This window comes from Paraburkholderia sp. BL27I4N3, from assembly GCF_003386115.1.
In the GTDB taxonomy this organism is placed as follows: Bacteria; Pseudomonadota; Gammaproteobacteria; order Burkholderiales; family Burkholderiaceae; genus Paraburkholderia.
Map to the genome: position 1 here is coordinate 5,077,571 of NZ_QREJ01000001.1, position 24,169 is coordinate 5,101,739.

The window sequence follows — 24,169 nt, forward strand, 5'->3', positions numbered from 1 at the left end:
ATCAGCCGTTCATTCGGCGAGCAGCCCCGCCTTTGTCGAGGGCATCGCGACGAACCGCGGCAATGCCTCGACGCGGCGCAGCCACGCACGAATGTTCGGATAGGGGTCGAGCGACACGCCGCCTTCCGGCGCGTGGGCGATGTAGGTGTGCGCGGCAATATCCGCGATCGTCACCTGATTGCCTGCCGCGAACGGCTTGTCCGCCAGTTCCCGGTCGAGCACGTCGAACAGCTTCACCGCCAGCTTCTTCGCGGTCTCGTGATCGTGCGGCGCACCAAACACGGTGACCAGCCGCGCCGTGCACGGCCCATACGCGATCTGGCCGGCGGCGAGCGACAGCCAGCGCTGCACAGCGGCCGCGCCGAGCGGGTCATCCGGCAACCAGGAGGCGTCGCCGTAACGCTTGGCCAGGTACACCAGAATCGCGTTCGAATCGGACAGGGTGATGTCGCCGTCCTGAATCGTCGGCACCTGGCCGAACGGGTTGAGCGCCAGATAGTCGGGCTTGCGGTTGTCGCCGGCCTTCATGTCCAGTTCGACCACTTCGAACGGCAGATCCAGCAAGGTCAAAAACAGCTTCACCCGATGGCCGTGGCCGGATAGCAGGGTCGTATAGAGGCGGATCGGCTGGGCGGGTCGGGCAACGGGCATGACAGGTTCCGGAAAGGTGAAGGGATGAAGCGAGCATAATCCGCACGCACCCCTTTGCAGAAGCCTGATAATCCGGGAAACACAGTCAATCGAAGATGGACAATCCACCATGGCCGACGTACGCGACGTAAACCTGAACCGGCTGGCGATCTTCGTCGCGGTCGTCGAGGCGGGCTCGCTAACCGCCGCGGCAGCGCGTCTGGGCCTCGCCAAGACGATGGTCAGCACGCACATGCAGCGGCTCGAAGCCGAGGTGGGCGCGGGCCTGCTGGTGCGCACGACGCGGCGGCTCGGTTTGACCGAGCCCGGCCGCGCATTCTACGAAGCGAGCGTGAAAATCCTCCGCGCCACGGAAGACGCGCTGGCGGCGATCGGCGGCGAAACGGCGCCCGTGCGCGGCACCTTGCGCGTGAGCTCGCCGATCGATTACGGTTCGCTTGCGGTCGCGCCGGTATTGGTGGAATTGCGCCGCACGCATCCGCAACTCAATGTCGAGTTGCTGTGCACCGATCGTTATGTGGATCTGATCGCGGACGGCATCGACGTCGCGATCCGCCTGGGCCGGCTTGCCGATTCCAACTTCCGTGCGGTGAAACTGGGCAGCTTCGTCAAATGGATCGTGGCGAGCCCGGATTTCGTCGACATCTGGGGGCAGCCGCAAACACCCGCCGAACTGTCGGCCATGCCCTTCTGCGCGTTGACGGTGCTGCCGCGTCCGTTGACGCTCGACCTGCAGCGCAACGATGGCAAAGGCGATGGCGACGCTGAAAGCGTGCGCTGCGAAAACGCGTTACTGGTGAACACCGCCGACGCCTGCCGCGCAGCGACCCTCGCCGGCGGCGGCTTCGGCCTGTTGACGGACTTCTCGATCGGCGGCGATATCGCTGCGGGTCGGCTGATTCGCCTGCTGCCGGAATGGGCGACCGAGCCCGCAAGTATTCAGGCTATCTTTCCGCCCACGAGTCATCCTCCGCCCAAAGTGCGGGCGCTGATCGAGACGTTCAAGAAGCAGCTTGAGCGCGCAGCGTAATGGCACATCTGGTGTCCCGTGAACCGGGACACCTTCGAGCCTTCGCGTGTCGACGCGTCAGAACGAATGCCGCATGCCGATCCGCACATCGCTCTGCGTGTTCGACGTGGACGGCGTGAAGCTATAGCCGATCACCGCATTCACGCCATCCGACGCGCGCAGATAATCGCCGGAGATATAGACGTCCGTGCGCTTGGACAGCAGGTAATGCAGCCCGAGCGAGCCCTGGTTCCAGTGATTGCCTTCGAACCGCGTGTGCTGATAGCCGCCGTACAACATCAACGCCGGCGTGAACGTGTACGAGGCACCCGCCTCATAGACCTGCATATGCGATGTCTCGCCGACTCCCTTGATGGTCGTGTAGGTAAAGTTGCCGCTCAACATGACCTTGCCGATCGTATAGGCCGCGCCGACTGCGAACGCCCCCTGCTTGTCGACCGGAAACGGCGACGAGCTGTATAGATCCGTCACCGCGCCGGTCGCCGGATCGACGGACACGGTCGGCTTGCCGAGGAACGTGCGTGTGCCGATCATCGCGTACGGGTCGAATGCATAGATGCCGTTCGGATTGTTCAACTGCGTATAGGCCGCGCCCATGTTGAACGCGCTGTGCTCGTAACGCGCACCCACGCTCCACGCGCTCTTGTTGTGGAAGTCACCGGCGGTATTGCCGAACGAATACATGCCGCCGAACGAGAAGCCGGCATAGTCGTTGGAGAGGAACTTGATCGAATTCGGCAGCCGGTCGCCGTTCATCCGGTCGAAGTCGCCCTGATGGATCGCGTAGCCGCTCGCCCACGCCGAGATGTTGTAGAGGTAGACGAACTCCTCCGTCATGTCGAGCTGATTACCCAGCGAGAGTTGCCCCCAGTTGTTCTTCAGGCCCACATAAGCCTGACGTCCGAACTCGGCACCGCCGAATGCAAGTTGCCCGTTGCCCAGATGAAAACCCGATTCGAGCACGAACACCGCCTGCAAGCCGCCGCCGAGATCCTCGACGCCCTTGAAGCCGATCCGGTTGCCGTATGAAATACCGTCGTCGAATTTAAACTGGTGAGCCCCGCCGGCATTGTTCACGTAGGTAATGCCGGCGTCCAGAATGCCGTAAAGTGTGACGCTGCTTTGTGCATGGGCAGCCGTCGGCGCGCATACAGCGCTTGCCGCGATAGCGAGTCCCGAAAGGCTGGCGGCATTTCTCTTCTTCATTTAATTCTCCCCTGCTCTTTGCCTGCGTATTTAGTTGGATAAAGCGATCCCTGCTGCGTGCTGTTGTCCAACGCGCGGCGCTTCTCGCATGACGGGCAGTTCAGAAACCGGCTGAGACCGAGTGAAACGAATTGGAGCTATCTACGATGCATGCAATAGCCACTCACGTCCGCATTGCCGGATCAAGAATACGGGTCCAGATTTACGAAGATTCGACCGGATGCGACATAAATCTGTCGCACCGCGACCTCATCGTTAGGAATGCGGTTGTTATTTCACGCCGAGTGCGGTTTGCACCGCTTGCAGGCCATTGGCGCCGCTCGCGGTGTTCACGCCGTCGAGCCACGACTTCAATAATTCGGGGTGACGCTTGAGTGCTTCCGTGGCGGCGACATCCACGCCCGTTTTCTTTTCGAGTACTTCGGTAATCACGCCGTTTTCCAGATCGACGTTGAAGGTGAGTTGTTTGAAAAGCCGCCCGACATTCGGACACTGCGTGGCATAGCCGCTGCGCGCGACCGTATTGACCGTGGCACCGCCGTAGTTGGGCCCGAAGTACTTGTCCCCGCCGTCAAGGTACGTGAGCTTGAACTTCGTGTTCATCAAATGCGGCTCCCACGCGAGAAAGACGATCCACTTCTTCTCGCGCACCGCGCGCTCCACTTGCGTCAGCATGCCGGTCTCGCTCGATTCGACAAGCTTCCAGTTGCCGAGTCCGAACGCCTTGTCATCGACCATTTTCTTGATGTTCTGATTGGCCGGTGCGCCAGGCTCGATACCATAAATTTTGCTGTCGAACTTGTCGGCATTCTTCGCCAGGTCCGCGAAAGAATGAATGCCGGCGGCGGCCACATAGTCGGGCACGGCCAGCGTGAACTTGGCGTTGCTCAGATTCGGATGCACGACCTCGATCGACTTTTCTTCTTCGAACGGTTTGACGACTGGCGCCTGCGCCGGCATCCAGTTACCGAGGAACACGTCGATCTGCCCTTTCTTCAGGCCTTGATACGTGATTGGCACCGACAGGTTCGCCACGTTCTGCTTATAGCCGAGCGCCTTCAACAATACGCCGGTCATTGCATTGGTCGCGTCGATGTCGGTCCATCCGGGCCCGGCCATGTTGACCTGCGTGCACGACTGCGGCTCGGCGGCCGAGGCGAAAGTGGCTGCCGCGCACAGCAGCGCAACGCCGGTTACCGCCTGTCTGAAGAGCTTTTTCATTATGTCGGCTTCCTGTTCGTGGGGTGGATTGGATCGTGAGTGAGCAGCGTGCGGATCAACGGGCGACGGCGGGAAAGCGCGCCATCGCTTCGAGCGTATCGAGGTCGATGTGATTGCGCATATAGCGCTGGCTCGCGTCGACGCGCGGTTGCCAGTCCCAGGACGCGACCGTGCCTTGCGTAGTTGACGCGAAGTGAAAATGCCGGCGCCGCTGGCTTTGCAGCACTTCGTTGTGCAGCGCGGCGAGGTCCCAGCGTTGCGCGATTTCCTCACGAAATGCCGCGACTTGCGATGCATATTCGCTGCGTGCGGCAAGGTTTTCGCGTTCCAGCGGATCGGCTGAGACGTCATAGAGCTGATCGGGATCGGCTGGCGTGTGAATGAACTTGAACGGCCCACGCCGCAGCATCACAATCGGCGCAATCGCGCCCTCGGCCAGGTATTCGCCGATGGCTTCATCATGGCCGCCTTGCGTGCCCAGCAGATGCGGCACGAGGGTTTGTCCATCGAGCGAATCGGGCCACACGGCCGGTTGCTCGCCGCGCGCCAGTTCGACCAGTGTCGCCACCAGATCGAGATGCGAAACAGAGGCCTTCACGCGATGCGCGTCGAATTGCTGCGGCGCATGCACGATCAACGGAACGCGGCAACCGCCTTCGAAGAAAGTCATCTTGTACCAGAGGCCGCGCTCGCCGAGCATCTCTCCGTGATCGGACGTCACGACGATTACCGTATCTTGCGCGAGCCCGGCCTGGTCGAGCGCTTCGAGGATCGCGCCGAACTGGTCGTCGACGTAGGAGATCGCGCCGTAGTAAGCGCGGCGCGCGTTGCGGATCTGCTGATCGGTAGGCGGCGTGCGATCCGCTTCATACACATGGCGCAGACGCTTCGAGTGTGGGTCCGCATGTTCGAACGAATCGCGAAACGCGGGCATGTCGATATCTTCATCACGATACATGTCCCAGTACTTTTGCGGAATCGCGTACGGGTCGTGCGGATGCGTGAGCGAGGCGACCATGCAGAACGGCCGTGCATCCTTGCCCGCATGACGTTCGCGCGCGATATCGAAGAGTTTCTGGCGGGTGGTGAATGTGACCTCGTCGTCGAAGTCGAGTTGATTGGTGCGCACGCACGGGCCCGCGTCGATTATCGAACTCATGTTGTGATACCACGTGGGACGTGCTTCGAAGTGGTCCCAGTCGGGTGTCCAGCCGAAATCGGCGGGATAGATGTCGGTGGTGAGCCGTTCTTCGAAGCCATGCAACTGATCGGCGCCGCAGAAATGCATCTTGCCCGACAGAATGGTTCGATATCCTTCAGCGCGAAGATAATGCGCGAATGTCAGCGTTTGCGACGGAAATTCCGCTGCGTTGTCATAGGCACCGATCGCGGACGGCAGCTTGCCCGACAAAAAGGAAAATCGCGAAGGCGCGCACAGCGGGCTCGCGCAATAGGCCGATTCGAATACCACGCCCTGCTGCGCGAGGCGATCGAGATTGGGCGTCTTCGTCAGAGGGTGTCCGTACGCGGCCAGCGCGAACGGCGTCATCTGGTCGGCCATCAGGATGAGAATATTCTTTTTGGTGTCAAGCATGAGTGCGCGCCTCGAATAGAATCGCATGTGTCGATGCGGATGCCGTGATGGATGCAACGGCGAGCGGGCTGCCAGTGTGCCGGGCCCGCCATGAGCGCCACTATTGCCGTCCAATTCGCGGCTGTGAAGACGGCAATTCGTTATGTGCCTATAAGAGGGTGTTATGCCGAGACAGGACCGCTTGCCGCCTATGCAGGCGTTGACGATGTTCGAGTCCGCCGCGCGTCTGGCCAGCTTCACGGCGGCCGCGCGCGAACTGGGTTCAACCCAGCCCGCGGTGAGTCAACGCGTCGTGCAGCTAGAGGAAGCGTTGGGCGCGCCGCTGTTCGAGCGCGGCCATCGCGGCGTCACGCTCACCGAAGATGGCGAACGGCTCTTCGAAGCGGTGCGCCATGCGCTGGACACGATTCGCCACGCCACCAGCGAAATCCGCGCGCGGCGCACGCCGCAAACGCTCACCCTCTCCACCGACTTCGGCTTCGCCACCTATTGGCTGATGCCGCGTCTATCGCAGTTCAAGGCGCTGATGCCGGACGTCGACGTGAAGATCATTACGTCGCAAAGCGTGTTCGATCCGTCGCACGATCAGGCGGACATCGCCATTGCGTTCGGCGATGAACACGCGGACTGGACCGCGCGTGGCGTGGTCAAGCTGTTTCCCGAGCGCGTCACGCCGGTGTGCAGCCCGGCATTTCTCGCGGCGCACCCGTCACTGCACGCGCCCGCTGATCTGCTGAATCTGCCGCTCCTGCATCTCGAGCCTACCCAGCCGGCGCGCTGGCTGTCATGGGCCGACTGGTTCGCCGCGCACGAACTCGATGCGCCCGCCGCGCATCGCGGCATCACGTTCAATAGTTTTACGCTCGTCGCCCATGCGGCGATCATGGGCCAGGGCGTTGCGCTGGGCTGGGCGCCGCTGGTCGACGAACTGCTCGCCACCGGGCAACTCGTCGAACTGTTCGACCCGCCGGTCGTCACGCAGCGCGGCTATCTGCTCGTCACGCAGCGCGCGGCGACACCCGTGGTCAGCGCCTTTCGCCACTGGCTGCTCGGCGAATGCGGGCTCGACGCGGAATAAGCGCTGCGCGGCGGCCTGACGCTCCCGTTCCAGCGCGACGGCGGTTAGCTTCTATCCGCGTGCCCGCCTGATTTGCTCTACTGCGAAGATGCATGCCGCGCCCCGTGGCATCGTCCTATCGTCCAAGTGGAGTGCGCATGTCCGTCGATTCCCGTCCCGAGCAGCTGGTTCTCACCGTCGCCTGTCCGAGCGCGGCCGGCCAGGTTGCCGCCGTCGTCGGCTTTCTCGACCGGCATCATTGCTATATCGACGAACTGACCGTTTTCGACGACGACCTCAGCGAGCGCTTTTTCGTGCGCTGCGTCTTTCATGGCGTCGACACTCAGGAGACGCTGCACGCCATGGCACTCAGGCGCGAATTCGAGCCGATCGCCGAACGCTTCCGCATGACATGGGCAATGCACGACGTCGGCACGCGCCCGAAGGTGCTGATCATGGTGTCGAAACTCGAACACTGTCTCGCCGATCTGCTGTTCCGCTGGCGCATGGGCGAGCTGAAGATGGACATTGTCGGCATCGGCTCGAATCATCGCGATCTCGAACCGTTGGCGCAGCAGCACGGCCTGCCCTTCCACCATCTGCCGATCACCGCCGACACGAAGCCGCAACAGGAAGCGCGTTTGCTCGATCTGTTCGAGACTTCGGGTGCCGAACTGATGATTCTCGCGCGCTACATGCAGATTCTCTCCGGCGAAACGAGCCGTGCATTGGCCGCGCGAGCGATCAATATCCATCATTCGTTTTTGCCCGGCTTCAAGGGCGCCAAGCCGTATCACCAGGCGCATACGCGCGGCGTCAAACTGATCGGCGCGACCGCGCATTTCGTCACCGACGATCTGGACGAAGGTCCGATCATCGAACAGGTGGTGGAGCGCGTGGATCACTCGTATAGCCCGGAGCGTCTGCTTGCCACTGGGCGCGACGTCGAATGCATTACGCTTGCGCGGGCCGTCAAGGCGTTTATCGAACGGCGCGTGTTTATCAACGGCGATCGAACTGTTGTCCTGCAGTAAACGCAAAGAACGCCGCTAGAAGGCGGCGTTCATTTTTTTTCAGGCGTTGCCGCTTTATCAAGGCGGCAACGCTTTCGTACGAGTGTGCCCGGCAGTGCCTGGCAGAATCACTTCACCCAGCTATCCACCCGGTCACCATGCGCACTGATCCAAGCATCGGCCGCGACGGTCGGCTTCTCGCCGTTCTGCGTCGCCAGCATCACGCTGTCGATCTCGCCCGGCTTCCACTGGAACTTCTTGAGGAACGCGACGACCGGCGGCGCCTTCTTCTCGAGTTCAGGATTCACGACGCTATCCACGTGCTCCGCTTCGCCGAACACCTTCTTCGGGTCGTCGAGGAATTTGAGCTTGTACTTCGCGAACATCCAGTGCGGCTTCCAACCCGTCACGATGATCGGCTTGCTCGCCGCTTCCGAACGCGCCAGTTCAGCGGTCATCGCGCTGCCTGAACTCGGCATCAACTGATAGTCGAGTCCGTAGGCCTTGATCGCCTCGCTGGTTTTCTGCATCACGCCCGCGCCGGCGTCGATCCCGACGATGCGTGAGCCGAACTCCGCCTTCTTGGCTTCCAGATCGCTCAGGCTCTTCACGTCGACGTTATCCGGCACGATCAGGCCGATCTTCGCGTCGTTGAAGTTCGGCCCGAGGTCGACCACCTTGTCCTTGAAGTTGTTCCAATACGCACCGTGCGTGACCGGCAGCCACGCCGACAGCGTCGCGTCGAGGTCGCCGCGCGCCACGCCCTGCCACATCACGCCGGCCGCGACCGGCACGAGTGTGACCTGATAGCCGAGGCGCTTTTCGATCACGCGCGCGGCCACGTTCGAGGTCGCGACGCTATCGTCCCAGCCTTCCACGTAACCGATCTTGATGGTCGGCTTGCTATCGGCCGACACGCTCACGCTGCTTGCCGCCAGCGCCGCGCTCATGGCGCTCAACACGAATATCTTTTTGATCAGTCTCATCGCCGTTCTCCCTTTGCCGTCAAAACAACCCAATGAGCATTTAGAATCGCCAGCCAGAATTACCGGGTAGCGTTGTTTTCCGACATGCAGTTGTCCGCACGCGACTTCGCGCCATTGGACCCATCTTGTTCTCGTCTTACTTATCGACGACAAGATCGCTCAACGGCTTGCTGCAGCACAGCAGCACCATGCCCTGATCGATCTCGCGCTGGCGAATTCCACCGGCGTGTTTCATCGCGACTTCACCCGACACCAGCTTGACCTTGCAGGTGCCGCACATGCCCTGTGTACACGACGCCGGCAACCGCACACCTGCTTTCTTCGCCGCGTCGAGCACGTGCTGGCCGCTGCCGCATTCGATCTCGCGATTGCTTTTGGCGAAACTCACCTTGAAGCGGATTTCTGTTTCGATGGAAACGGGTGCGGGCGCGAACCCCGGCGCCTCCTCGCGCGCCTCGACGAAACTGTCCGCGCTCACCGGTGCTCCAACGCTCTGCAATGCGTCCGCGACGTGCGCAGTGGTCAATTGAGCGGCCACTTCGCTGACGGTCTCGAAGGAAAAGCTTTCCTCGTGATAATGGCCGCGATCGAAGCCGCCTTCATCCAGCAGATTGCGCACGGCTTGCATATACGGCGCGGGTCCGCAGGTGAAAATCTCGCGTTCCAGATAATCCGGCGCGATGAGCTTGAGCAACGGCAAGGTCAGAAAGCCAGTCACGCCGGGCCAGTTCGTGCGTGCGCCAACCCGCTCGCAAACGAACGCCGTGCGGAAATGGGCCTGATTCGACGCGATCAGATCGAGCTCGCGCGCGAAGATGATGTCGTCCGGCGTGCGGGCGCTGTGCACGAACACGATGTCGCTGTCTTCACCTAGTTCGTGATGCGCGCGGCTCATCGACATCAGCGGCGTGATCCCCGAACCGGCGGATAGAAACAGGAACTTGCGCGCCGGATGCCGCGCGCAGGTGAACTCGCCCGACGGCCCGAGCACGCGAACCTCCGCGCCCGCATGCAGATTATCGTGCAGCCAGTTGGAGACCTTGCCGCCCGGCACGCGCTTCACCGTGATCGAGATTGTGTGAGGACGCGTGGGCGGCGAAGAAATCGTATAGCAACGGTTGATCGATTCACCGTCGATCTCCAGTTCCAGCGTAATGAACTGCCCCGGCTCGAACACGAAGGCCCGCCCGGACGGCGCACGGAAGAAAAAGCTCTTCACGTCGTGCGTTTCCTGACGAACCTGGCAGCACACCAGCGTGTCGTCGGTATCGCTATTCCAGCGTGGCGGCAACGTCTCCCAAAACCGCGGCTGCGTGACGCGGCTCGCAGCGTGATCTGGAGCCGGTTCGGGGCTCAGTTGAAACGTCGCCTGATCGCGCATCATTGTTTTCTCCGACTCCTGGTTGCAGCGTCGCGCTCAGCGCATGAAGGACACGACTTTTTCGCCATGCGAGGCCGGCGCGGTATCGCCGGCGTCGTGGGTTTGGGGCGCATTGCCGTAATCCGCCATGCGCGCGATGTACCACTCGCAGAACTTCTCGACGAGCCCTTCCGTGAACGGCGAATACGGGCCCGGCTCATACGCGCTGCTGGTCGCGCCGCGCTGCGAGTATTCGACGAGCGCGCGATCCTGGTCGTTGGTGGCGCGCCACACGGCTGTGAGGTTGTTCACGTCGTAATCGATGCCTTCGCGCGCGTCCTTATGAACGAGCCACTTGGTGCGCACCAGTGTCTTGCCGGCCGAGAGCGGAATCACCGAGAAGCTGACGATGTGATCGCTCATGAAGTGATGCCACGAATTCGGCTGCGTCCAGAACGACAGTCCGCCGAGGTCCGCCTGCTCGAAACCGCCGAGCAGTTTCTTCGACGCCACTTTCGCGTCGAGCGTCTGCGATTCGCCGTCGCGATCGAGCGGCAGGCGTTGTGTGCGGAAACCCGTGACCAGATCGGCCAGCCGTTCGATTTCCGCCGACGGCAGCTTCATCGCCTCCCACTGCGCGGTGCGGCGCGCCACGGTCTCTTCGAACGCGGCCATACCCTCTTCATTGGCCGGCGTGCGTTGATAACCGAAGCCGTATTCGTAGAGTGAAATGGTCAGCTCGGGATGGTTCGCGACGCAGTGATAGCACTCGCGATTGTTCTCCATCGTGAGCTTCCAGTTGCCGTCTTCGATAATGTCGATCGAGGCCGCGATCTTGCATCCGGCCAGATCGTGCGGCTGCAGATACGGTTCCATCGCCGCGCGCATCACGGCGAAGTCGGTCGGCGGATTATCGGCGAGGCAAATGAAAATGAGGCCCGCCAGATTCTCGACATGCACGGACTTCAGACTGTGTTTGCAGCGGTCGAACTGATCGCCCATGTGTTCGGCGAACATCAGGTCGCCGTTCAGGTTGTAGGTCCAGCTGTGATACGGGCAGACGATATTGCCGAGCGAGCCTTTGTCGGTATTGCACAGGCGCGCGCCGCGATGGCGGCAGACGTTGTGAAACGCCCTCACCTGCATGTCGTCGTCGCGTACGATCAGGATCGAATCGTTGCCGATCTCCACCGTGATGTAATCGCCCGGTTCCGGCACGTCCGGTTCCACCGCGACCTGGATCCAGTGTTGCCGGAAGATTGCGTCCATGTCGAGCGCGAAAATATCCTCGCTCGTGTAGAACGGCGCTTCCAGCGTGTAATTCTTTTTGCGGCGTTCGATCATTGCGCGAACGTCTGCCGAAACTTTCATTGTGTGCTCCGTTGCATGTCACGTCTGGCGCCGCGCCAGGCCCTCCTGGACGCGTGCTGGCCCGAACCGGAAATCAGTAATCCACCAGTTGATGCTCGCGCAAATACGCCAGGATCACTTGTGCTTTTTCGACAGAACTTCCTTCAATTACGACGCTGCCGCCACGGCTTTCGGTTGTCGTGGCCGAGAGCATGCGGGCGTGGCCGGAGCGCTTTTCGGCTGCGGCGAGCCGCACGGGTTTGGCGGCTGCCGGACGCACGCTCCAGGCGAGGTCGTCGGGGTTGGCGGCGACAGGCGCCGCAACCGGGCGGATCGTGCCTTCGCGCAAGCGTGCATACGCGTAGGTCGGTGCGGCGTTGGCGAGCGGATGCACGGCGATCAGCGCGGGCAGCCGCACTTCCACGCGACGGCGCAAACCCTTCGGCATGAATTGACGGACTTCCGCGCAGCCGTCGCGCAGCGTGATGTCGACCGCGGCGCCGACCAGCGGTGTTTCCAGCGCGTTGGCGACGCGATACGGCAGCATGCCGCTGTCGAACGCGCCTTCAGCGCGCGTGCCGGTCAGTACGAGGTCGTAGCCACGCAGACGCGCGGCGAGCGGCGCCGCTGCGTCGGCCTGCAATTCAGGTGCTGCGGCTGTTTCGAGCACTTCGACTGAGCGTGCGCCGAGCGCCAGATATTCCTTCAACGCAGGATTAGACGGATCGCCCGCATGCAACGCGTCGAGCGTCGCGTTGTGCGTTCTGGCAAGCGAGAGCGCGAGAGTCAACGCGGCGGCGTCGTTGCGGCTGTAGCGCGCGGTGCCGCTCACCGGATGACGGCCCACGGAAACGAGGACGGCGATCTTCATGCGAGCGCTCCTTCGGCCACAGCCGTTGAATTCAGCAGCGCGGCACCGGTTCCGCGTGCCGTGCGCGCCGCGGCCGCCGCTTCGTTGAGCGCCGCGATGGTTTCCTGTGCGTCCGCGATCACCGTGAGGTTCGCGCGTTTGGCGATCGGCGCGCTGGCGTCGAGGTTGACCGCGATCACATGCCGGCAATCCTTGATGCCTTGCAGATGCTGCACCGCGCCGGAAATGCCGAAGGCGATATAGACGCTTGCTTCCACCGTTTTGCCGGTCGCGCCGATCTGTTTGTCGCGGGTGAACTTGCCGTCGTCGACTGCAACGCGGCTCGCGCCGATTGCCGCGCCCAGCGTGACCGCAAGACGCTCGAACGCCGGCACATCGCTCACGCCGTTGCCGGCCGAGACGATGAAATCCGCTTCTTCGAGCGCCAGTTGCGCGGCGTCGATTTCCTCGATACCGAGATCGCGCACTGTGCCGTGGCCTTGCTGCTGCGATGCAGGTTCGCCGTCGAAACGCCACATGACGCGTTCGCCCGCACCGACAAACGGCAGCTTTGCATCCACTGCGTTGGGCGCGAGCAGCACCACCTCGGGTAAAGCGCGCGAGGCGAACGCTGTATTCGCTTGAACATAGCTCGCCACATGCGCGGCATCGATCTCGACGACATGCGCCGCCACGCTTGCATTCGCGGCTGCGGCATAACGGCGGCCGAGATCGCCGTCGCCGGTTGCGTTGTCCGGCAGGAAAATGTGCACCGGCGCGTACGCCGCGACGCACGCAGCCAGCGCGTTCAATTCGTCCAGCGGCGCAAAATTGCGGCGGTCGAACATCGGCAACTCGATCAGTTTGTCGGCGCCGAGCGTGGCAGCATCGCCGCCGAACTCGCCGAATACCAGCAGCACGACTTCGGTCGCGGCGTCGGCAATCAGCGCCGCGCCGGCCAATGTCTGCCGCGCGTGATCGTCCAACGCGCCACGGTCCGCGTGCGCGGCCACGAGTATCACGCGCTGCGGTGCCGCCGTGGTGCGGCGCGGTTTGGCCTGTTCGCGGTGCGAGGCGCCAGCGCCGTGCGTGGCCGTTTCCATTGAACCGGCAGCACCCACTACGCCGAGCGTGATGCGTTTGAGTCCGTCTGCCGTGATCGTGAACGGACGGCGCGGATCGATTCGTTTGAGCGTGTTCATCGCGTTACTCCAGCGCCGCTGCAACCAGTTCGGCGACGTCCAGTACTTCCGGACGCGGCCCCACCACGCCTTCGAGCATCGCCGTGCAATTCGGACAGCCCACCGCGACGATCTCCGCGCCGACGGTTTTCGCGTCGTCGATACGGATATCCGGAATACGCCGCTTGCCCGGAATATCGGTCAAGGGTGCACCGCCGCCACCGCCGCAGCAGCGTCCGCGCATGCCGTTGCGCTCCATCTCGACGACCTTGATGCCGATGGTCTTCAACAGCTTGCGCGGCGCTTCGGTCTCACCGTTATAGCGGCCCAGATAGCACGGGTCGTGATACGTGATCTTGCGATCCGCGAAAGCAGCCACCACGCGTGGCGTCAGCTTGCCACTCGCGACCAGTTGCTCGATCAGTGCCGTGTGATGCTGCACTTCGTAGAAACCGCCCAGCGCGCGATATTCGTTGCGCAGGCTGTGCAGCACGTGCGGATCGGCGGTGACGATCTTGCGGAACGAGTACTGCGAGAGCGTGCCGATCAGCTTCAGCGCGAGTTGCTGGAAGGTGGCCTCGTCGCCGAGACGCCGGGCCGTGTCGCCGGTATCGGTTTCTACGCCGCCTAACACCGCGTAGTCGATACCCGCGCGATTCAGCACCTTCACCAAAGCGCGCAGCGTGCGTTGATAGCGCATGTCGAACGCGCCTTCGCCGGCGATCAGCAGTACGTCCACCGGACGGCCCGGCTGGGCGACCTGCACCTGCAGATCGACGGCCCAGTCGTAACGCGCGCCGATGTCGTAGCCGTTCGAACTGCCCGTCTCGCGCAGATTCGCGAGCGTGATCGGGCCTTTGCCCGGCACGCTGCCTTCCACCAGCGTCTGATTGCGGCGCATATCGACGATTGCGTCGACGTGTTCGATCAGCATCGGACACTCCTGCACGCACGCGCGGCAGGTCGTGCAGGACCACAGCGTGTCCGCTTCGATCATCGTCGAGATGAGCGGCCTGTCGGGCGCGCCAGCATGCTTGCCGACCGGAATGCCAGGCGTGGGACTGCCCGCGTATTCCGCGTCCGTGCCGCCCACCATGCCCGTGACCAGGTCCTGAATCAGCTTCTTCGGATTGAGCGGCTGACCGGCGGCGAACGCGGGACAGGCCGCTTCGCACTTGCCGCACTGCACGCACGCATCGAAACTGAGCAGTTGGTTCCAGCGAAACTCGACCGGCTTGCCGACGCCGTATTCTTTCGCGTCGAGCAGCGGCGCTTTCAATGCCGTAGGCGGCACCACGTCGTTGTCATTGCGCTCCGCAAAACGCTCCTGACGCGGATGAAACGCAAGGTGCAGCAGACCGGCGAGCGCGTGCTTCATCGGCCCGCCGCGCGCCGCGCCGAACGTCATCGCAAACGCGCCGGCCGCGATCAACAGCGCGACGATGATCGCAAGCGCGCCGGACATCGCACCGGCAGGCAGCGCGATGAACAGCACGAGACCGAGTGCGAACGAGCCGAGCAACAGCGGCAGATGATCCCAAGGTCCGCGCGAGAGCCGCGCCGGCACCGCTTTCGCACCATGACGCCGACGCCAGACGAACACTGCGCCGACCAGCATCACGAGCGCGGCGAGAAAGATCAGCTTGTCGAGCCACGGCGAGTAGATCGCCAGCCCATAGTTGACGAACACCAGCGCCATCGCGAGAATCGCGCCGCCCGCGGTCGCCACGTGCGTTTTCGCGATGTACGGATCGCGCGCCACCACATGATGCAGATCCACGAAGTAGCGCTTGGGAATCGACAGCAGATTGGTCCAGCCGTACGCGCCCGCCGCCGTCGCGCGGCCTTCGCGCCAATACGCGGCGCGTTTGACGAGCGCGAACGCCAGACCAGCCACCGACAACCACAGCAGGACGGTGATGACAAACACGGGGCTCATCGTCAGAAATCCTTGCAAAGGCGCAGCGCGTCGTAAATCGCGCCGTGAATGTTGTGCATGGAAATGCAGTCGCCGACACGGAACAGCAGGAAGCGGCCATTGCCGAGTTCTTCGCTCAAGGACGGCTGCGGCTCGGAGGCGAACAGCTTATGCACGTCCACCTGGCCACGATTCACCGACTCCGGCTTGAGCTGCCAGTACAACTCGTCGTTCGGCGTGCTGCCGTTCTCGATCACCACCTGATCGACCGCGCGCTCTTCCTGCTCTTCGGTGTACTCGTTGCGGATCACGGCGATCTTCTTGCCGTCTTCCTCGTAGACCTTATCGAGCCAGTAGTTCGGCGTATGGATCACGCCTTGCGCGTAGAGCCGGCGGTAGAAGATCGGGAAGGTGGTGCCGCCCACATCGTCGGCAACCTTCACGTCCGGCGTCACGATCTCGACGTTCGAACCGCGGCTCGACATGAAGTCGGCCACGCCCGCGCCGGCATGCGTGCTCACGCCGTCGTACACCAGCACGTTCTTGCCCGGCTCGACCTTGCCCGAGAGCACATCCCACGAACTCACGGCGAGGCCTTCGTCGACGCCCCACGCCGCCACTTGCGACGTGAACGACGAACCGCCGGTGGCGAGCACGACGATGTCCGGCTTCTCGGCCATGATGGTTTTCTCGTCGGCGGCGACACCGAGGCGCCGGTCCACGCCGAGGCGCTTCGTCTCCATGTCGAACCAGCGCACGATACCCGCCATCTGTTCGCGCTGCGGCGCTTTCGCGGCCAGCATGATCTGGCCGCCGACGTAGTCGTTCTTCTCGAACAGCACCACGTCATGACCGCGCGACTTCGCCACGCGCGCCGCTTCGAGTCCCGCTGGGCCCGCGCCGACCACCACCACCTTGCGCTTCGGCCCGCGCGTTTTGGCGATCACGTGCGGCATCGTTTCTTCACGCGAGGTCGCGGCGTTCTGCACGCACAGCACGTCGAGCCCGTTGTACTGGCGGTCGATGCAATAATTCGCGCCGACGCACTGCTTGATTTCATCCTCGCGGCCATCGCGGATCTTGATGACCATATGCGGATCGGCAATCTGCGCGCGCGTCATGCCGACCAGATCGACCATGCCGCTGGCGAGGAGGCGCTCCGCCTGGCCCGCGTCGCGAATGCTTTGCGCGTGCATGACCGGCAGCTTCACCACCGACTTGATGCCGGCCGCGAGATGCACGAACGGTTCGGGCGGCAGCGCCATCGGCGGCATGCAGTTGGCGAGCGTGTTATGCGTGTCCGCACCCGAGCCGATCACGCCGAGGTAATCGATCAGGCCGGTTTCACTCATCGCCTGGGCGATTTCCTTCAGTTGTTCGTGATCGAGCCCGTCTTCATGGAACTCGTCGCCGCACATGCGCAGGCCGACGCAGAAGTCCGCGCCGACTGCTTCACGCACGGCCTTCAATACTTCCGTACCGAAACGCAGGCGGTTTTCGAGCGAGCCGCCCCACTCGTCGGTGCGAAAATTGGTGCGTGGGCTCCAGAACTGGTCGATCAGATGCTGATGCGCTGCCGAGATTTCGACGCCGTCCATGCCCGCATCTTTCACGCGTTTCGCGGCCGCCGCGAAGTCGCTGATGATGCGGCGAATTTCCTCGACTTCGATGATCTTGGCGTTGCCGCGATGCACCGGCTCACGCACGCCGGACGGCGACATCAGATGCGGCCAATGCTCGCCATGAAACGCGGAACGGCGTCCCATGTGCGTGGCCTGAATCATGATTTTCGCGCCGTGCGTGTGCATGGCTTCGGCGAGCCGCGCGAGCGGATCGATGATCTTGTCGGTCGACAGATTCACCGACTTCCACCAGCCTTGCGGGCTGTCGATCGACACCGGGCTCGAGCCGCCGCACACCGCGAGGCCGACGCCACCCTTGGCCTTCTCTTCGTAGTAACGGATATAGCGGTCGCCGGGCAGGCCGCCCGGCTCCGCATAGACCTCCGCATGCGCGGTGCTGACGATGCGGTTGCGCAAGGTCAGCTTGTTCAGCGTGAGAGGCTTGAAAAGGTTCGGGTAACGCATTGCGATCGACCTCGGAATGGAGTGCTTTTTTGCGGTGCCGTGCGCCGCTCAGGAAGCCAGCGGCGACACTTCGAACACGCAGTGGTCGTGGTGCTCGGCCGCGCATTGCGCTTCTCTCGAATGCGACGGCGGGCCCTTGCGCGACGCGTCCGGCGCGGTGTCGTTGACCCAGTCCATCGCGCCCGCGAACCAGCCGGCGAACATGTAGCAAAGCTTGCCGACCTTGTCCGGCTGCGCCAGCACGAACGACGAGTGATGCAACTCGATGCGCGCGTGCGAACTCGACGGATCGGCTTCGGTGATCGTGAAGATGCCCCAGCCGCGTTGCGACAGACGCTTCAGGTAATGCTCGAACACCGCGATGCCGGCGAGGCCATGCTGCTTCGCTTCCTTGTCGCACCAGAAATACGCCGACTTGTAGCCGGCCTTGTAGAGAATCTCGGCATACGTCTCGAGGCCGAGCGCTTCTTCCACGGCGGTGTGGTTGTTCGTGAAGAAATGGCGCGGCACGTACAGCATGGGCAGCGCGTCGGTGGTCCAGACGCCGGTGTTCGCATCGACGTCGATAGGCAGTTGAGGTTGCATGTGGAGGCTCCGTTTTTTATGTGTGCGAGTGAGGTTTCAGCAGCGCTGGAAGGTCACACCTTCCAGACTTCGCCAAACACCCGCACCCAGTTTTCACCCATGATCTTCTTGATGCGCGTCTCGCTCCAGCCGGCGCGCTCCATCGCGGCCGTCAGGTTGGGAAACTCGCCGATCGTGCGGATGCCTTCCGGATTCACCACCTTGCCGAAGTTCGTCAACTGGCGATAACGGCCTTTGTCGTGCGTGATCCAGTCGAAGAACTCCGTGCTGTAGCCTTGCGTGAAATCCGTGCCGATGCCGACCTGATCCTCACCGATCAGATTCACCACGTACTCGATCGCTTCGATATAGTCTTCGACGGTCGCATCCGGGCCGCGCTTGAGGAACGGCGCGAACATCGTCACGCCGACGAAACCGCCCGCGTCCGCGATCTCCTTCAGTTGCTCGTCGCTCTTGTTGCGCGGATGCTCTTTCAGCCCCGACGGGCAGCAATGCGAGTAGCACACCGGCTTGTTCGATGCGGCGATCGCCTCAGAAGAAGTCTTGCCGCCCACATGCGAGAGATCGACCATGATGCCGACGCGGTTCATCTCCTGGATCACCTCGCGGCCATAGCCCGACAGGCCGCCGTCGCGCTCATAGCAACCGGTGCCTACGAGGTTCTGCGTGTTGTAGCAAAGCTGCACCACGTTCACGCCGAGGTCCTTGAACGCCTCGATATAGCCGAGGTTGTCCTCGAAAGCATGCGCGTTCTGGAAGCCGAAAATGATGCCTGTCTTGTTCTCTTTCTTCGCACGGAAAATGTCGTCCGTGGTGCGCACCAGCGTGAGAATCTCGCCGTACTCGCGAATCTGCTGCTTCATCTCGGCGATGTTGTCGACGGTCTTCTGGAAGCTTTCCCAGACCGAGACCGTGCAGTTTACCGCGGTGACGCCGCCCTTGCGCATGTCCTCGAACACCGAGCGCTCGAACTTCGAAATGTTCAGACCGTCGATGATGATGCTGTTGTCGTGCAATGTGCTCATCGTGTGCTCCAGGCGTACTCAGTAGATGGGAAAGCGTTCGCACAGCGCGAAAATCTCGCGGCGCACGCGTTGTTCGGTGGCGGCATGGCCTTCGGGTTGGTCGCGCAGCGCGTCGAGCACCTCGACGATCAGCCGCCCGATTTCGCGGAATTCGCTGACGCCGAAGCCGCGCGTGGTGCCCGCGGGTGTGCCCAGGCGGATGCCTGAAGTGATCGTCGGCTTCTCGGTATCGAAGGGAATGCCGTTCTTGTTGCAGGTGATGCCCGCGCGTTCCAGCGCCTGCTCGACCTGGTTGCCCTTGAGGCCCTTGGGTCGTAGATCGACCAGCAGCAGATGGTTGTCCGTGCCGCCCGTGACCAGATCGACGCCGCCTGTCTTGAGCACTTCGCCGAGCGCCTGCGCATTGGCGAGCACGCTGTCGATGTAGGTCTTGAAGCCCGGTTCCAGCGCTTCGCCGAACGCGACCGCCTTGCCGGCGATCACATGCATCAGCGGGCCGCCCTGCAAGCCAGGGAACACGGCCGAGTTGATCTTCTTCGCGATGTCTTCGTCATTCGTCAGCACAAAGCCGCCGCGCGGACCGCGCAGTGTCTTGTGCGTGGTCGACGTCACCACGTGCGCATGCTCGACCGGATTCTGGTGACGCCCAGCCGCGATGATCCCGGCAATGTGCGCCATATCCACCATCAACTTTGCGCCGACGCTATCGGCGATCGCGCGCAGTCGTGCAAAATCCAGCGCACGCGGATAGGCCGAAAAGCCGGCGATCAGCAACGCGGGTTTGTGCTGCTGCGCGAGTTCTTCGATCTGCTCGTAATCGATCAGCATCGTGTCGCGGTTCACGCCGTATTGCACCGCGTTGAACCACTTGCCCGACATGGCCGGCTTGGCGCCGTGCGTGAGGTGGCCGCCGGCGTCGAGCGACATGCCGAGCACCGTGTCGCCGGGTTTCACCAGCGCGAGCATCACCGCGCCGTTCGCCTGCGCGCCGGAATGCGGCTGCACGTTGGCGAATTTCGCGTTGAAGAGTTGTTTGATGCGATCGAGCGCCAGCGTTTCGACCACGTCGGCATATTCGCAACCGCCGTAGTAACGCTTTCCCGGATAGCCTTCCGCATACTTGTTGGTCAGCACCGAGCCCTGCGCTTCGAGCACCGCGCGCGACACGATGTTTTCCGACGCGATCAGTTCGACTTGCGACTGCTGGCGCTCGAGCTCTTTCAGAATAGCGCCGCGCACCGCTGTATCGCGCGTGGCGAGCGTTGCTTCGAAGAAAGGATTCGGGTTCGACATGGAAGGTCCGTGGAGTCGTTGACGGAAGGCCGGAAGCCGCGTCTGGGCTTTGCCTGGCCCCTGCTACTACCGGTGTGCATTGCGTCTATTCTTGACGCTCGCCCCGCTGGTCAATTTATGAATTCAGACGCGTTCTTTGCCTTTTCCGCCATACGCGTCCTTTTTTCACAAGTCGGCGCTGCCGCGCTCCCTCCCATGACCGAACGAGCGTGCCGAACGCGCGTTCATGCTGCACTGCACGCGAACGCCGTGCGCGCTTCAGGTGCGCAAGCGGACCCGTACGGCTCTGTTCTGGTGCCACCTGTTTAGTTATCCGAGTCGTATACGGGCTAACCGAGGGTTTAGCCTGATGGCACGGTAGTTGCCATAGTCCTCAAAATTAAAGAAGTCGCTGCTCCCCACGGCGACGTGACATTACAGATTCGAAGGAATCATTCCTCTCATGTCCACCGATCGCACGGCGTCGTTGTCGCATTTCGCTTTCATGCCGGTTCCCAACTTCACCATGATTGCGTTCACCAACGCGATCGAAGTCCTGCGCATGGCGAACTACCTCACGGGCCAAACGCTTTACCGCTGGTCGATCGTGAGTCCCGACGGCGGCCCGGTCACGGCCAGCAACGGTCTGTCGGTCGATACGGGACCGGTCGAATGCGTCGGGCAGCCGGACATTGTGTTCGTGGTCGGCGGCATCGACGTGCAGCGCGCCACCACTCCCGCCCATCTTTCCGCATTGCGCCGCTTCGCGCGGCTGGGCTGCGTGCTCGGCAGCCTGTGTACCGGCACGTACGCATTGGCGCGCGCCGGTTTGCTGGCGGGTTATGCTTGCGCGATTCACTGGGAGAACATGTCGGCGCTCAAGGAAGAGTTTCCCGACACGCGCTTTCTGAAAGAACTGTTCGTGATCGATCGCGATCGCGTCACGTGCACCGGCGGTGTGGCGCCGCTCGACATGATGCTGAACCTTATCGCGCCACGCGTCGGCACGGCACGCGTCACGCAGATCGCCGAGCAGTTCATCGTCGAACATGTGCGCGACACCAGCGCGCAACAGAAAATGCCGCTGGTGGCGCGACTCGGCTCAGCCAACAAGTCGCTCTTCGAAGTGATCTCGCTGATGGAGAACAACATCGAGGAACCGCTCTCGCGCGAAGAACTCGCGCGCCTTGCCGGCATGTCGCAACGCCAATTGCAGCGCCTGTTCCGCGAACATCTGGGCATGACGCCGACGCACTACTACCTGACGCTGCGTCTGCGGCGCGCGCGCGAGTTGTTGCTGCAAACCGATATGTCGATCATGCACATCACGATGGCATGCGGCTTCCAGTCGGCGTGCCATTTCTCGAAGAGCTATCGCGACGCGTTCGGCACGGCGCCGACGCGCGAGCGGCGCAAGCAGGCGCCATCGCTCGCGGCAGTGCCGGTGCTGGCGGCTTGAGGCGACGGATTGCTTGACGGCTTGAGTGCGCGGCCGCCGCAAATACAAACGCGTTGAGCGGTTTTCCGTTCAACGCGTTTTTTTTGTGGGTCAACCACTTCGGTTTCGGCTACTCACCTTTCCGCCCGACAACGGCGCAGCGCTGCGCGAGACTGCGCATGCAGTCCCGCCGCCACTTCATGCCGCGCTCAAGCCACGATCAAGCCGCCTTCAGCAAGCCATGCGGATCGATCACAAACTTCTTAGGCGCGCCGCCATCGAACTGACGATAACCATCAGGCGCCTGGTCGAGCGACACCACGGTCACGTTGACGATATCCGCAATCGGCAAACGGTCCCACAAGATCGCCTGCATGAGATTGTGGTTGTATTTCATGACCGGCGTCTGCCCGGTATGGAACGAGTGCGACTTGGCCCAGCCCAGACCGAAACGGATGCTCAGGCTGCCTTTGCGCGCGGCGGCGTCGGCGGCGCCCGGATCGTCCGTGACGTACAGGCCCGGAATGCCGATCGCGCCCGCGGCCCGGGTGATCTCCATCAGCGAGTTGAGCACGGTGGCCGGCGCTTCCTCGTGCGATCCGCTGCTGCCGTGGCCGTGCGCTTCGAAGCCGACGCAGTCGACCGCGCAGTCCACCTCAGGCTTGCCGAGAATCTGCTCAATCTGCTCGCCCAGTGTGGCGTCCTTCGACAGATCGATGGTCTGGAAGCCCATCTTGCGCGCGTGCGCGAGACGCTCCTCGTTCATATCGCCGACGATCGTGCAGGCCGCGCCCAGCAAGCGCGCCGAAGCCGCCGCCGCCATGCCCACCGGACCCGCCCCCGCGATATACACGGTGGCGCCGGGCTTCACGCCTGCCATCACCGCGCCGTGGTAGCCGGTCGGCAGAATGTCGGACAGACACGTGAGGTCGCGGATTTTCGCCATGGCCTGCGCGTGATCGGGGAATTTCAGCAGATTGAAGTCGGCGTACGGCACCAGTACGTATTCGGCCTGGCCGCCGATCCAGCCGCCCATGTCCACGTAACCATAAGCGCCACCGGCCCGCGACGGATTCACGTTCAGGCACACGCCGGTATGCTGCGCCTTGCAGGTCGGACAGCGTCCGCAGGCCACGTTGAACGGCACGGAAACGAGATCGCCGACCTTCAGCGTTTCGACGTCGCGGCCCACTTCGATCACCTCGCCGGTAATCTCGTGGCCGAGCACGAGGCCGACTTCGGCGGTCGTGCGGCCACGCACCATGTGCTGATCGGAGCCGCAAATATTCGTGCTCACCACCTTCAGGATCACGCCGTGACCGATCGACCGGCCACGCGGATCGACCATCTTCGGAAAGTCGATCGACTGCACTTCCACCTTGCCCTGCCCCAGATACACGACGCCGCGATTGCTGCTCATTGTCTCTCTCCATGTCTTGTGAGCGGCGCGCCCGGTTCGCCCGGTTCGTCAAAAGCACGCCGTTCAACGAGCGTAGCGCCCGGTGAACGACGCGCATGTGCCGAACGCGACATGGGTTTGGCCGGAACCGACACGGTGAGCGGAGCCCTTGCCCATCCTGCCGCAGATGGCTTTTTATTGATTGACCGTTCAATATAAAAAACCTAACATGGTCGTTCGAATCCACGTGGACGGATTGCTTTCGTTTAACGCAGTCCGCCCGCAGTCCGCCCGCAGTCAACGCCAGCACCCAACGCCAGCACCAGCGCCCGCACCATGCCCAAACTCGGAATGCGCGAAATCCGCCGCGCGCAGTTGATCGACGCCACGCTCCACACGATCGACCAGACCGGTCTCGCGGGGGCCACGCTGGCTTCGGTCGCGCAGCGCGCGAGCATTTCCACGGGCATCGTCAGCCACTATTTCGGCGACAAGGACGGCTTGCTCGAAGCCACCATGCGTCACGTGCTACGCGACTTGTGGCAGGCCACGTCACGCCGGCGCCGCGCGGCGAAAGCGGACCCGCGCTCGAAATTACGCGCGGTGGTCGCCGCGAATTTCGACGCCGAACAGACCAGCGGCCCGGTCATGAAAACCTGGCTCGCGTTCTGGTCCGAGAGCATGCACAAGCCGGCATTGCGGCGGCTGCAGTACGTGAACACGCGCCGCCTGAACTCGAATCTGTGCGCGGATTTTTCCAAAGCCATGCCGCGTGCCGCGGCGCGCCGTGCGGCGAGCGGCCTCGCGGCGCTGATCGACGGCCTGTGGCTGCGCGGCGCGCTCTCGGGCGAGCCGTTCGACACCAGAGCCGCGCTGCGCGTGGCCAACGACTATATCGATCTGGTCCTCGCCTCGCACGAGTAAGCACACCAACAGATCGGCGACA

General features: G+C 62.7%; 20 protein-coding genes. 5 read left to right on the top strand and 15 right to left on the bottom strand.

Going from position 1 to position 24,169, the window contains the following annotated elements:
• Positions 1-9: 9 nt before the first annotated feature.
• The gene (locus B0G71_RS23190) at positions 10-651 is read right to left on the bottom strand and encodes a glutathione S-transferase family protein (RefSeq protein ID WP_116144488.1); all 642 of its coding nucleotides are present in this window, start codon (positions 649-651) and stop codon (positions 10-12) included.
• Between the two features lie 109 nt (positions 652-760).
• Between B0G71_RS23190 and B0G71_RS23195 the strand changes: the two genes are divergently transcribed.
• Complete coding sequence (locus B0G71_RS23195; protein ID WP_116144490.1) at positions 761-1,681, top strand: LysR family transcriptional regulator; 921 nt, start codon at positions 761-763, stop codon at positions 1,679-1,681.
• 57 nt (positions 1,682-1,738) lie between these two features.
• Here B0G71_RS23195 and B0G71_RS23200 read toward each other — a convergent pair whose 3' ends face one another.
• From B0G71_RS23200 to betC, 3 genes are all read right to left on the bottom strand, one after another.
• Positions 1,739-2,887, bottom strand: coding sequence for a porin (locus B0G71_RS23200; RefSeq protein WP_116144492.1), 1,149 nt, complete (start codon positions 2,885-2,887; stop codon positions 1,739-1,741).
• 270 nt (positions 2,888-3,157) lie between these two features.
• On the bottom strand, positions 3,158-4,108 hold the full coding sequence (locus B0G71_RS23205; RefSeq protein WP_106280811.1) for a choline ABC transporter substrate-binding protein: 951 nt from the start codon (positions 4,106-4,108) through the stop codon (positions 3,158-3,160).
• Between the two features lie 55 nt (positions 4,109-4,163).
• Positions 4,164-5,702, bottom strand: coding sequence for a choline-sulfatase (gene betC, locus B0G71_RS23210; protein WP_116148803.1), 1,539 nt, complete (start codon positions 5,700-5,702; stop codon positions 4,164-4,166).
• Between the two features lie 163 nt (positions 5,703-5,865).
• On the opposite strand from betC, the gene B0G71_RS23215 reads away from it, so the two are divergent.
• Both B0G71_RS23215 and purU read left to right on the top strand, forming a co-directional pair.
• Positions 5,866-6,780 (top strand): choline sulfate utilization transcriptional regulator, encoded by a 915-nt coding sequence (locus tag B0G71_RS23215; protein ID WP_116144494.1) that lies wholly within the window; start codon positions 5,866-5,868, stop codon positions 6,778-6,780.
• Between the two features lie 137 nt (positions 6,781-6,917).
• A complete protein-coding gene (gene purU, locus B0G71_RS23220) occupies positions 6,918-7,793 on the top strand; it encodes a formyltetrahydrofolate deformylase (protein WP_116144496.1) in 876 nt (291 codons plus the stop codon).
• A gap of 107 nt (positions 7,794-7,900) precedes the next feature.
• Here purU and B0G71_RS23225 read toward each other — a convergent pair whose 3' ends face one another.
• The 10 genes from B0G71_RS23225 to B0G71_RS23270 form a co-directional block, all read right to left on the bottom strand.
• Positions 7,901-8,758 carry a glycine betaine ABC transporter substrate-binding protein gene (locus B0G71_RS23225; RefSeq protein WP_116144498.1) on the bottom strand — a complete coding sequence of 286 codons (858 nt, stop codon included), beginning with the start codon at positions 8,756-8,758 and terminating at the stop codon, positions 7,901-7,903.
• A gap of 136 nt (positions 8,759-8,894) precedes the next feature.
• The gene (locus tag B0G71_RS23230; protein ID WP_116144500.1) at positions 8,895-10,142 is read right to left on the bottom strand and encodes a hybrid-cluster NAD(P)-dependent oxidoreductase; all 1,248 of its coding nucleotides are present in this window, start codon (positions 10,140-10,142) and stop codon (positions 8,895-8,897) included.
• Between the two features lie 33 nt (positions 10,143-10,175).
• Positions 10,176-11,489, bottom strand: a complete 1,314-nt coding sequence (locus B0G71_RS23235) for an SRPBCC family protein (protein ID WP_116144502.1) — start codon at positions 11,487-11,489, stop codon at positions 10,176-10,178.
• 73 nt (positions 11,490-11,562) lie between these two features.
• Positions 11,563-12,339 (bottom strand): electron transfer flavoprotein subunit beta/FixA family protein, encoded by a 777-nt coding sequence (locus tag B0G71_RS23240; RefSeq protein ID WP_116144504.1) that lies wholly within the window; start codon positions 12,337-12,339, stop codon positions 11,563-11,565.
• On the bottom strand, positions 12,336-13,520 hold the full coding sequence (locus B0G71_RS23245) for an electron transfer flavoprotein subunit alpha/FixB family protein (RefSeq protein WP_116144506.1): 1,185 nt from the start codon (positions 13,518-13,520) through the stop codon (positions 12,336-12,338). Before B0G71_RS23245 ends, B0G71_RS23240 begins: the two co-directional genes overlap by 4 nt.
• 4 nt (positions 13,521-13,524) lie before the next feature.
• Positions 13,525-15,438 carry a (Fe-S)-binding protein gene (locus tag B0G71_RS23250; protein ID WP_116144508.1) on the bottom strand — a complete coding sequence of 638 codons (1,914 nt, stop codon included), beginning with the start codon at positions 15,436-15,438 and terminating at the stop codon, positions 13,525-13,527.
• Between the two features lie 2 nt (positions 15,439-15,440).
• Positions 15,441-17,504, bottom strand: a complete 2,064-nt coding sequence (locus tag B0G71_RS23255; protein WP_116144510.1) for an NADH:flavin oxidoreductase — start codon at positions 17,502-17,504, stop codon at positions 15,441-15,443.
• A 48-nt stretch (positions 17,505-17,552) separates the two neighbouring features.
• Positions 17,553-18,089 (bottom strand): DUF5943 domain-containing protein, encoded by a 537-nt coding sequence (locus B0G71_RS23260; protein WP_116144512.1) that lies wholly within the window; start codon positions 18,087-18,089, stop codon positions 17,553-17,555.
• Positions 18,090-18,142: 53 nt separating this feature from the next.
• Positions 18,143-19,114 carry a dipeptidase gene (locus B0G71_RS23265; RefSeq protein WP_106280831.1) on the bottom strand — a complete coding sequence of 324 codons (972 nt, stop codon included), beginning with the start codon at positions 19,112-19,114 and terminating at the stop codon, positions 18,143-18,145.
• Between the two features lie 18 nt (positions 19,115-19,132).
• The gene (locus B0G71_RS23270; protein ID WP_116144514.1) at positions 19,133-20,407 is read right to left on the bottom strand and encodes a serine hydroxymethyltransferase; all 1,275 of its coding nucleotides are present in this window, start codon (positions 20,405-20,407) and stop codon (positions 19,133-19,135) included.
• Positions 20,408-20,849: 442 nt separating this feature from the next.
• Between B0G71_RS23270 and B0G71_RS23275 the strand changes: the two genes are divergently transcribed.
• A complete protein-coding gene (locus B0G71_RS23275; RefSeq protein WP_106280835.1) occupies positions 20,850-21,845 on the top strand; it encodes a GlxA family transcriptional regulator in 996 nt (331 codons plus the stop codon).
• A 199-nt stretch (positions 21,846-22,044) separates the two neighbouring features.
• Here B0G71_RS23275 and fdhA read toward each other — a convergent pair whose 3' ends face one another.
• Positions 22,045-23,244, bottom strand: coding sequence for a formaldehyde dehydrogenase, glutathione-independent (fdhA, locus tag B0G71_RS23280; RefSeq protein WP_106308190.1), 1,200 nt, complete (start codon positions 23,242-23,244; stop codon positions 22,045-22,047).
• A 315-nt stretch (positions 23,245-23,559) separates the two neighbouring features.
• Here fdhA and betI point away from each other — a divergent pair, with 315 nt between their 5' ends.
• Positions 23,560-24,147 (top strand): transcriptional regulator BetI, encoded by a 588-nt coding sequence (gene betI / locus B0G71_RS23285; protein WP_106280839.1) that lies wholly within the window; start codon positions 23,560-23,562, stop codon positions 24,145-24,147.
• The last annotated feature ends 22 nt before the right edge of the window (positions 24,148-24,169 follow it).